The 9,689-nt window shown below is 70.4% G+C and carries 7 protein-coding genes; 2 read left to right on the top strand and 5 right to left on the bottom strand.

Annotated elements, in window-relative coordinates; genetic code table 11:
• Window positions 1-103 precede the first annotated feature (103 nt).
• Window positions 104-1,273, bottom strand: coding sequence for a glycerophosphodiester phosphodiesterase (locus tag ACZ61E_RS09000; protein WP_469698862.1), 1,170 nt, complete (start codon window positions 1,271-1,273; stop codon window positions 104-106).
• 280 nt (window positions 1,274-1,553) lie between these two features.
• On the opposite strand from ACZ61E_RS09000, the gene ACZ61E_RS08995 reads away from it, so the two are divergent.
• The gene (locus tag ACZ61E_RS08995) at window positions 1,554-2,228 is read left to right on the top strand and encodes a lysophospholipid acyltransferase family protein (RefSeq protein WP_469698861.1); all 675 of its coding nucleotides are present in this window, start codon (window positions 1,554-1,556) and stop codon (window positions 2,226-2,228) included.
• Window positions 2,229-2,253: 25 nt separating this feature from the next.
• Here ACZ61E_RS08995 and ACZ61E_RS08990 read toward each other — a convergent pair whose 3' ends face one another.
• Together ACZ61E_RS08990 and ACZ61E_RS08985 are read right to left on the bottom strand one after the other, a co-directional pair.
• The gene (locus ACZ61E_RS08990; protein ID WP_469698859.1) at window positions 2,254-3,855 is read right to left on the bottom strand and encodes an MFS transporter; all 1,602 of its coding nucleotides are present in this window, start codon (window positions 3,853-3,855) and stop codon (window positions 2,254-2,256) included.
• Complete coding sequence (locus ACZ61E_RS08985; RefSeq protein ID WP_469698858.1) at window positions 3,852-4,400, bottom strand: TetR/AcrR family transcriptional regulator; 549 nt, start codon at window positions 4,398-4,400, stop codon at window positions 3,852-3,854. Before ACZ61E_RS08985 ends, ACZ61E_RS08990 begins: the two co-directional genes overlap by 4 nt.
• Window positions 4,401-4,538: 138 nt before the next feature.
• Here ACZ61E_RS08985 and ACZ61E_RS08980 point away from each other — a divergent pair, with 138 nt between their 5' ends.
• Window positions 4,539-6,758 carry an NADP-dependent isocitrate dehydrogenase gene (locus ACZ61E_RS08980; protein WP_469698856.1) on the top strand — a complete coding sequence of 740 codons (2,220 nt, stop codon included), beginning with the start codon at window positions 4,539-4,541 and terminating at the stop codon, window positions 6,756-6,758.
• Window positions 6,759-6,824: 66 nt separating this feature from the next.
• Here the strand turns inward: ACZ61E_RS08980 and argH are convergent, their stop codons facing one another.
• Window positions 6,825-8,252, bottom strand: coding sequence for an argininosuccinate lyase (gene argH / locus ACZ61E_RS08975; protein ID WP_469698854.1), 1,428 nt, complete (start codon window positions 8,250-8,252; stop codon window positions 6,825-6,827).
• A gap of 150 nt (window positions 8,253-8,402) precedes the next feature.
• A complete protein-coding gene (locus ACZ61E_RS08970) occupies window positions 8,403-9,596 on the bottom strand; it encodes an argininosuccinate synthase (RefSeq protein WP_469698853.1) in 1,194 nt (397 codons plus the stop codon).
• Window positions 9,597-9,689: the final 93 nt, after the last annotated feature.

Below are 9,689 nucleotides of genomic sequence, written 5' to 3'. Positions count from 1 at the left end.
TGCTTTCGTCCCCCCCCCACCCCCCGCCTCCCCAAAAAAGGGTGTTTCTCCCCGGGGGCCCCCCCCCCCCCCCCCGCCACGAACGGGCCTGTCCCTGCCGGGCTCAGCCCTTGGTGAAGTCGGCGGCGGCCAGCAGGCCCGTGTCCGGGTTGTCGGTGAAGATGCCGTCGATGCCCTGCTCGAAGTAGGTCCGGAAGGCCCCGAAGACGTCGCCGTACGCGTTGGGGTCCGTGCCGACCCGGAAGTCGGCGGGCAGGAAGCTGTTCTCGTTGCGCATCGTGTACGGGTGCAGGATCAGGCCCTTGGCGTGGGCGTCCCGTACCAGCGTGGTCGGCTCGCCGAGCTTGCCGTCCTCGTCCCTCGGGATGATCAGGTCGACCCAGGGGCCGACGCCCTGCGCGAACGACGCGATCCACTTCAGCCCGGCGGGCGTGACGAGGTCGGAGACGAAACGCGGGTCACCCGACTGCTTGAAGTCCCACGGCTGGGTGTCGGCCGCGTCGAACAGCACGACGCGCGGGGTCGAGACCAGCTCGGCCATGCGCCGCATGCTGGTGGGCTCGAAGGACTGGAGGAAGAGCGGGGAGTCGCGGCGGTCCCTGCCGTAGCGGCGCAGCAGCTTCGCGAGCCGCTCCTCCAGGCCGAGGCCGAGGCCGCGGAAGTAGGTGGGGTGCTTGGTCTCGACGTACAGCCAGACGGGCTCACCGCGGCGGCGGCCCTCCTCGTCGGCCCAGCGCAGCACCTCCTCGAAGGTGGGGATCTCCCAGCGGCCGTTGTAGAGGGTGCTGTGCGGGCGGCTGCCCGGGATGCGCTCCTTGGCGCGCAGCGTCTTCAGCTCGGCGAGGGTGAAGTCCTCGGTGAACCAGCCGGTGAGGCCGACCCCGTCGACGCTCTTGGTGGTCCTGCGCCCCGCGAACTCCGGGTGGTCGGCGACGTCGGTGGTCCCCGTGATGTCGTTCTCGTGACGGCAGACCAGATGACCGTCCTTGGTCGGCACGAGGTCCTGCTCGATCACGTGCGCGCCGAGGTCGAGCGCGAGCTGGTACGAACCGAGGGTGTGCTCGGGCCGGTAACCACTGGCGCCGCGGTGTCCGATGATCGTGGGGACGGGCAGCCGCCCCCGCGACGGACGGGTCCGGCCGCCGCGCGCGCCGGTCTCGGCGGCCTGCGCCGCACCGGCCGTACCGGCGGAGAGACCGAGTGCCGCCGAGCCGAGCACCGCCGCCCCCAGTACGGTCCTTCGTCCCGGGATGTTCCCCGCACCCTGTGTCATGAACGCTCCTTCATGTGATGTCCATGTGCTGTCCCGCACACGTCAAGCGAGGGCTTGATCGTAGGCAGCCACCCCCTACGGAGGGCAGACCCGGCGCGAACACACCCCGAACTCGTGTCAACACCGGGTATCCGTTCGATGAACCCGATGTGCGCGGGGGCCCGGCCCGCGAGTATCGTCCTCACCTGCAGGGAGTGAGGGCCCGTCTCCCCGGTCCGGCCTGATTCGGGAGACCGGCCCCAACGGCTCGACACGACCGCTCACCAACCGGAGGACCCCGTTGTCCCGCTTTGCGCTCGTCAAGGCAGTGCTCGGACCGATCTTGCGTCTGATGTTCCGGCCACGGGTGGAGGGCGCCGAGAACATTCCGGGGACGGGCCCGGTGATCCTCGCCGGCAACCACCTCACCTTCATCGACTCGATGATCCTGCCGCTCGTCTGCGGCAGCCGTCAGGTCTTCTTCATCGGCAAGGACGAGTACGTCACCGGCAAGGGGCTCAAGGGCCGGCTGATGGCCTGGTTCTTCACCGGCTGCGGCATGATCCCGGTGGACCGTGACGGCGGGCACGGCGGTGTCGCCGCGCTGATGACCGGCCGCCGGGTGCTGGAGGACGGTCGGATGTTCGGCATCTACCCGGAGGGCACGCGCTCCCCAGACGGCCGGCTGTACCGGGGCCGTACGGGTATCGCGCGGCTCACGCTGATGACCGGCGCGCCCGTGGTGCCCTTCGCGATGATCGGCACGGACAAGATCCAGCCGAACGGGTCGGGGATGCCCAGGCCGAGCCGGGTGACGGTCCGTTTCGGAGCGCCGATGGAGTTCTCGCGGTACGACGGCATGGACCGGGACCGCTATGTGCTGCGGGCGGTGACCGACTCCGTGATGACGGAGGTCATGCGGCTCGGCGGCCAGGAGTACGTGGACATGTACGCCACCAAGGCGAAGGCGGCCTGACCCGCCGTCCGCCCCGGGGACACGGTCACCCGGCGCCGGTGACCGTCCCGCGCTCGCCCTCGCCCTCGCCCGGTGCCCGTACGGTCCGGGAGGGCTTCTCCACCGTCTCCTCCAGCCTCTGCCCGCGCAGCAGGAACCACGCGGCCACCGAGGCCGCGAGCAGCACCGCGGCGCCCGCGCCGGCCGCGATGCGCAGACCGTCGACGAACGCCTCCTGCGCCGCCGCGACGAGTTCCGCGGCCTGGTGGCCGGGGACGGCGCCGGCCGCCTCGACCGCGCCGCCCAGGGACTCGTGGGCGGCCGACGCCGTCTCGGCCGGTACGCCCGCCGGGGTCGGAAAGCCCCGGTAGACGCCGGTGACGATCGAGCCGAGCAGCGCGATACCGAGCGCGGCGCCCAGTTCGTACGCCGTCTCCGAGACCGCCGACGCCGCGCCCGCCTGCTCCTTGGGAACGCTGGAGAGGATCACGTCCGCCGTCACGGTGAAGGAGAATCCCGCGCCGACGCCGACGACCAGCAGCACGCCGCCGAGCAGCGGATAGCCGGTGTGCTCGGTCAGCAGGACGAGCGCGGCGGTCGCGAGACCGACAGCGGCGAGGCCGCCGGCCACCACCAGCCGTACGGAGAAGCGGCGGGCGGCCCGGCCGGCGAGCAGCCCCGCCGTCACGGCGCCTACGGCGGCGGGCAGTTCGGCGACGCCCGCCTCCAACGGGCCGCGCCCCTGGACGAGTTGCAGATACTGCGAGAGGAAGAAGACGAGCCCCGACAGGCCGAGGATGGTCAGCAGATCGGCCAGGACGGCCCCGGAGAAGCCCCGGTTCCCGAACAGCCGCATGTCGAGCAGGGGGAAGCGGATCGTGAGCTGTCGCCGTACGAACAGGACGAGCGCGCCGGCGCCGACCGCCGCCGCCGCGGCCGTGTCCCAGCGCAGCCCGTACGCGGCGGCCTCCTTGACGGCGTACACGACACCGACGATCCCCACGAGGGACAGCAGCACTCCACGCATGTCCCAGGGGCCGGGCTCCGGGTTCCTCGACTCGGGCAGCAGCTTCACGCCGACCACGACCAGGACGGCCATGACGGGCAGGTTGATCAGGAAGACCGAGCCCCACCAGAAGTGCTCCAGCAGGAATCCGCCGACGACCGGGCCCACGGCGGCGCCCGCCGAGGCCGCGGCGCCCCAGATGCCGATGGCGAGGCTGCGTTCCCTCGGGTCGTGGAAGATGTTGCGGATCAGGGCCAGCGTGGAGGGCATCAGCGTCGCGCCCGCGACACCCAGCAGCGCCCGCGCGACGATCATCATCTCCGGGGTGGTGGCGTAGGCGTTGAGGACGGAGACGGCGCCGAAGGCGACCGCGCCGGTCAGGAGCAGCTTCTTGCGGCCGATCCGGTCGCCGAGGCCGCCCATGGAGACGAGAAGTCCGGCGATGACGAACGAGTAGATGTCGCCGATCCAGAGCAGCTGGGTGCCGGACGGCTTGAGGTCCTCGCTGAGGAACGGCGTGGCGAGGCCGAGCACCGTGGCGTCCACGGCCACCAGCAGTACGGCCAGGACGAGCACCGAGAGGGCGAGCCAGCGCCCCGGGCGGTACCGGGGGTCCGCGGCCGGCCGGTCGGTGATGATCATTGCTCCACGCTCCGTCGTGCTCCGCCGAGCAGCAGCTCGGCGATCATGTACTGAAAGTCCCTGGGGGCGACCCGTCCGTCCTGGACGGCCCACGCGCAACTGCCGACGAGGCCGTAGAAGGCCTCGGTGAGCCAGGCGGGAGGCAGGTCGATCCGGAACTCGCCACGCTCCTGTCCGCGCCGGAAGAGCGCGGACACGCGCGCGTCGAGCCGGTCCCACCCCTCGTTCACCTCGCCCTCGAAGAGCTGGTTCTCGGTGACGAGGAAGGCCAGCAGTCCGGCGACGGGCTCCACCTCGGCGACGAGCCGGCGGACCGCGTCGCTCGCGGGCCCCTCGTCCGTGCGCGCCGCGTCGAGCGCCGCTTCGCACTCCCGGATGCCCAGCTCCTCCAGCGCCCTGACCAGGGCGTCGCGCCCGGCGAAGTGCCGGTGCAGGGTGGCGCGGCCGATACCGGAGGCCCGCGCGACCTCGTCCATGGTGGCGGTGGCCTTGCGGGTGAGGAGGGCGGCGGCCGTCCGCAGCACCTGGTCACGATCGACTGTCATGAGACAACCATAGGCCAAATGAGACACTGATGTCTCATTCAATACGAGAACCGCTCAGTACGGGGCACTGTCGAACAGGAGCCCTCCAAGGGATATCTTGATGTCGAGCAATGTTGCAGACGTTGAGCGGAGCAGCCGGTGACAGACTCGACCATCATCTACACGCACACCGACGAGGCCCCGGCCTTGGCGACGTACTCGTTCCTGCCTGTGGTCGAGGCCTATGCCTCGACGGCCGGGGTCACGGTGGAGCGCCGTGACATCTCCCTGGCGGGGCGGATCATCGCCGGGTTCGCCGACCGTCTCGAAGAGGGGCAGCGGATCGACGACGCGCTCGCGGAGCTCGGCGCCCTCGCCAAGACCCCCGCGGCCAACATCATCAAGCTGCCGAACATCTCGGCATCGATCCCGCAGCTGAAGGCGGCGATCGCGGAGCTCCAGCAGCAGGGGTACGCCCTCCCCGACTACCCGGACGACCCGAAGTCGGACGAGGACAAGGACGTAAGGGCCCGTTACGACAAGGTCAAGGGCAGCGCCGTGAACCCGGTGCTGCGCGAGGGCAACTCGGACCGCCGCGCGCCCGCCTCGGTGAAGAACTACGCCAAGGCGCACCCGCACCGGATGGGCGCCTGGACCCCCGAGTCGAAGACGAACGTCGCGCACATGAACGCCGACGACTTCCGCTCCACCGAGAAGTCCGCCGTGATCGCCGAGGACGGCACCCTGCGGATCGAGCTGGTGGGCGACGACGGGAACACCACCGTTCTGCGCGAGTCGGTACCCGTGCAGGCGGGCGAGGTCGTGGACGCGTCCGCGATGCGCGTGGCCGCGCTGCGTGAGTTCCTCACGGCGCAGATCGCCCGCGCCAAGGCCGAGGGCGTGCTGTTCTCCGTGCACCTGAAGGCCACGATGATGAAGGTCTCCGACCCGATCATCTTCGGTCACACGGTGCGCGCCTTCTTCCCCAAGACGTTCGCGGAGCACGGCCACACCCTCGCGGCGGCCGGTCTGAGCCCGAACGACGGCCTCGGCGGCATCCTGAAGGGCCTTGAGTCGCTGCCCGAGGGAGCGGCCATCGCGGAGTCCTTCGCGGCCGAGCTGGCCGAGGGCCCCGCGCTGGCGATGGTCGACTCCGACAAGGGCATCACCAACCTGCACGTGCCGAGCGATGTCATCGTCGACGCCTCCATGCCGGCCATGATCCGCACCTCCGGCCACATGTGGGGCCCGGACGGCGGCGAGGCCGACACGCTCGCGGTCATCCCCGACAGCAGCTACGCGGGCATCTACCAGGTCGTCATCGACGACTGCCGCGCCAACGGCGCCTACGACCCGTCGACCATGGGCTCGGTGTCCAACGTCGGTCTGATGGCGCGGGCGGCCGAGGAGTACGGCAGCCACGACAAGACCTTCGAGATCCCCGCCACCGGCACGGTGCGCGTCGTGGACGCGGCGGGCGACGCCGTGCTGGAGCAGACGGTCAGCGCGGGCGACGTCTTCCGTATGTGCCAGACCAAGGACGTGCCGATCCAGGACTGGGTCAAGCTCGCCGTCACCCGCGCCCGCGCCACCGGGAACCCGGCCGTGTTCTGGCTGGACGAGGGCCGCGCGCACGACGCCAACCTGATCGCCAAGGTGAACGCGTACCTGCCCGAGCACGACACCGACGGGCTGCGGATCGAGATCATGACGCCGGTCGAGGCCATCGCGTTCTCGCTGGAGCGCATCCGGCGCGGCGAGGACACCATCTCGGTCACCGGCAACGTCCTGCGTGACTACCTGACCGACCTCTTCCCGATCCTGGAGCTCGGTACGAGCGCCAAGATGCTCTCGGTCGTGCCGCTCATCAACGGCGGCGGGCTCTTCGAGACCGGTGCCGGCGGTTCGGCCCCGAAGCACGTGCAGCAGCTCGTCAAGGAGGACTACCTGCGCTGGGACAGCCTCGGCGAGTTCCTCGCGCTGGCCGTCAGCTTCGAGCACCTCGCGACGACGACGGGCAACGCGCGGGCCCAGGTGCTGGCCGACACGCTCGACCGCGCCACCGGCACGTTCCTGAGCGAGAACAAGTCGCCCAGCCGCAGGGTCGGCGGCATCGACAACCGCGGCAGCCACTTCTACCTGGCGCTCTACTGGGCGCAGGAGCTGGCGAAGCAGACCGATGACGCGCGGCTCGCCGAGGCGTTCACGGCTCTGGCCGGGACGCTCGCCGAGCAGGAGCGGACGATCGTGGACGAGCTGATCGCCGTGCAGGGCTCGCCGGTCGACATCGGCGGCTACTACCAGCCCGACCCGGCCAAGGCGGAGGCCGTGATGCGGCCGTCGAAGACGTTCAACCAGGCGATCTCGACGCTGGGTTGATCCCGCGCTCAGACGCGTGAGCCGGGGGGGCCGCGACCGCGCCCCGCCCGGCTTCTCCCGCGGCCGCTACTTCTTCGCGGCCGCCCACGCGTGCTGGAGCGCCAGGTCCGTCTTCACCTCGGCCAGTTGGACGGCGACCGCCGAAGGCGCCGTCCCACCGCGCCCGTCACGGGAGGCCAGCGCGCCGGAGACATCGAGGACGGTGCGGACCTCCGGTGTCAGGTGCGGGGAGATCCCGGCGAACTGGTCGTCGGTCAGCTCGTGCAGCTCGATCCCGTGCTTCTCGCACACCATGACGCACTCGCCGGCGACCTCGTGCGCGACACGGAACGGCACACCCTGCCTGACCAGCCACTCGGCGATGTCGGTGGCGAGGGAGAACCCGGCGGGGGCCAGCTCCGCCATCCGCTGCCGGTTGACGGTCAGCGTCGCCATCATGCCGGTGAACGCCGGGAGCAGGACCTCCAGTTGGTCGCAGGAGTCGAAGACCGGCTCCTTGTCCTCCTGGAGATCGCGGTTGTACGCGAGCGGCAGCGCCTTGAGCGTGGCCAGCAGCCCGGTCAGATTGCCGATCAGGCGGCCCGACTTGCCGCGAGCCAGCTCCGCGATGTCCGGGTTCTTCTTCTGCGGCATGATCGACGAGCCCGTGGAGAACGCGTCGTGCAGCGTGAGGTAAGAGAACTCCTTCGTGTTCCAGATGATGACCTCTTCGGCGATCCGCGAGAGGTTCACACCGATCATCGCGGTGACGAAGGCGAACTCGGCGGCGAAGTCCCGCGAGGCGGTGCCGTCGATCGAGTTGGCGGCCGAACCGTGCTCGAAGCCGAGATCGGCGGCGACCGCCTCCGGGTCGAGTCCGAGCGACGAGCCGGCCAGCGCGCCGGAGCCGTACGGCGAGACCGCCGTCCGCTCGTCCCACTGCCGCAGCCGCTCCGCGTCGCGCGACAGGGACTGCGCGTGCGCCAGCACATGGTGGGCGAAGAGCACCGGCTGTGCGTGCTGGAGGTGCGTACGGCCCGGCATGGCCACGTCGGGGTGCGCCTCGGCGAGTCCCACCAGCGCGTCCTGGAGATCGGCGATCAGACCGCCGATGATCCGCGCGTGGTCGCGCAGATACATCTTGAAGAGGGTGGCGACCTGGTCGTTGCGGGACCGGCCGGCGCGCAGCTTGCCGCCGAGGTCCGCGCCGAGCTGTTCGAGGAGGCCGCGTTCCAGCGCGGTGTGGACGTCCTCGTCGGCGATCGTGCCGGTGAAGGAGCCGTCGGCGACGGCGGCTTCCAGCCGGTCGAGCCCGGCGAGCATCCGGTCGAGCTCCTCTTCCGTGAGGAGGCCGGCCTTGCTGAGCACACGCGCGTGCGCGCGGGAGCCCGCGATGTCGTACGGCGCGAGCCGCCAGTCGAAGTGCACGGAGGCCGACAGCTTGGCCAGGGCCTCGGCGGGGCCGTCGGCGAAACGGCCGCCCCAGAGCCGGACGTCACCGGTGTTGCTGCTCACTGCTGGGTTGCTCCTTGAGTGCGGTCATGCAGATGGGCGGGGTGAGGGAGTCTGTCCCCTACCCCGCCCCTTCGCCAAACCGGGGATCCGCCGGGGACCCCCGGTCCTCGATCCGGACGGGCCGGACCAGGCGTCGCCGGACGGGCCGGATCAGCCCTGGTCGCGCTTCGCGGCGATCTTGGCCGAGAGGCCGAACAGCTCGATGAAGCCCTGCGCCTTGGACTGGTCGAAGGTGTCGCCCGAGTCGTACGTGGCCAGGTTGAAGTCGTAGAGCGACTCCTCCGAGCGCCGGCCGGTGACGACGGCACGCCCGCCGTGCATGGTCATCCGGATGTCGCCGGTGACGTGCTGGTTGGCCTCGTTGATGAAGCCGTCCAGGGCGCGCTTCAGCGGGGAGAACCACAGGCCGTCGTAGACCATCTCGCCCCACCGCTGCTCGACCTGCCGCTTGTAGCGGGCCAGCTCGCGCTCGACGGTGACGTTCTCCAGCTCCTGGTGCGCGGTGATCAGCGCGATCGCGCCGGGCGCCTCGTACACCTCACGGGACTTGATGCCGACGAGCCGGTCCTCGACCATGTCGATCCGGCCGATGCCCTGGACGCCGGCCCGCTCGTTCAGCTGCTGGATCGCCTGGAGGACCGTGACCGGCTTGCCGTCGATGGCGACCGGGACGCCCGCCTCGAAGGAGATGACGACCTCGTCGGCGTCGCGGGGCTCGGCCGGGTTGGAGGTGTACTCGTAGATGTCCTCGATCGGACCGTTCCAGATGTCCTCCAGGAAGCCCGTCTCGACGGCGCGTCCGAAGACGTTCTGGTCGATGGAGTACGGGGACTTCTTGGTGGTCGCGATCGGGAGGTTCTTCTCCTCGCAGAAGGCGATCGCCTTGTCACGGGTCATCGCGTAGTCGCGGACCGGCGCGATGCACTTCAGCTCGGGGGCGAGGGCGACGATGCCGGCCTCGAAGCGGACCTGGTCGTTGCCCTTGCCGGTGCAGCCGTGGGCGACGGTGTCGGCGCCGTGCTTCTTGGCGGCGGCGACGAGGTGCTTGACGATCGTCGGCCGGGAGAGAGCCGAGACCAGCGGGTAGCGGTCCATGTAGAGCGCGTTGGCCTTGATCGCCGGGAGGCAGTACTCCTCGGCGAACTCGTCCTTGGCGTCGGCGACCTCGGCCTCGACGGCACCGCAGGCGAGCGCGCGCTTGCGGATGACGTCGAGGTCCTCGCCGCCCTGACCGACATCCACGGCGACGGCGATGACCTCGGCGCCCGTCTCCTCGGCGATCCAGCCGATGGCGACGGAGGTGTCCAGGCCCCCCGAGTAGGCGAGTACGACGCGCTCGGTCACGGGTTTCTCCTTACGGTGCATACGCTGATGGGTATAACTATGCAAGGCACCGTATGTTTTGTCAACGCGGTCCCGGCCGGTCGGCCGGAACAC

Source organism: Streptomyces sp. NPDC104581 (genome assembly GCF_055583685.1).
The sequence above is the reverse complement of the archived record's forward strand: the minus strand, read 5'-3'. Positions and strand labels throughout refer to the sequence as shown.

What these genes read in the sequence shown, in the direction of transcription:
- ACZ61E_RS08985 (WP_469698858.1), bottom strand. Translation starts at nt 4,400, where the DNA reads ATGACAGTCGATCGTGACCAGGTGCTGCGGACGGCCGCCGCCCTCCTC.
- ACZ61E_RS08990 (WP_469698859.1), bottom strand. Translation starts at nt 3,855, where the DNA reads ATGATCATCACCGACCGGCCGGCCGCGGACCCCCGGTACCGCCCGGGG.
- ACZ61E_RS09000 (WP_469698862.1), bottom strand. Translation starts at nt 1,273, where the DNA reads ATGACACAGGGTGCGGGGAACATCCCGGGACGAAGGACCGTACTGGGG.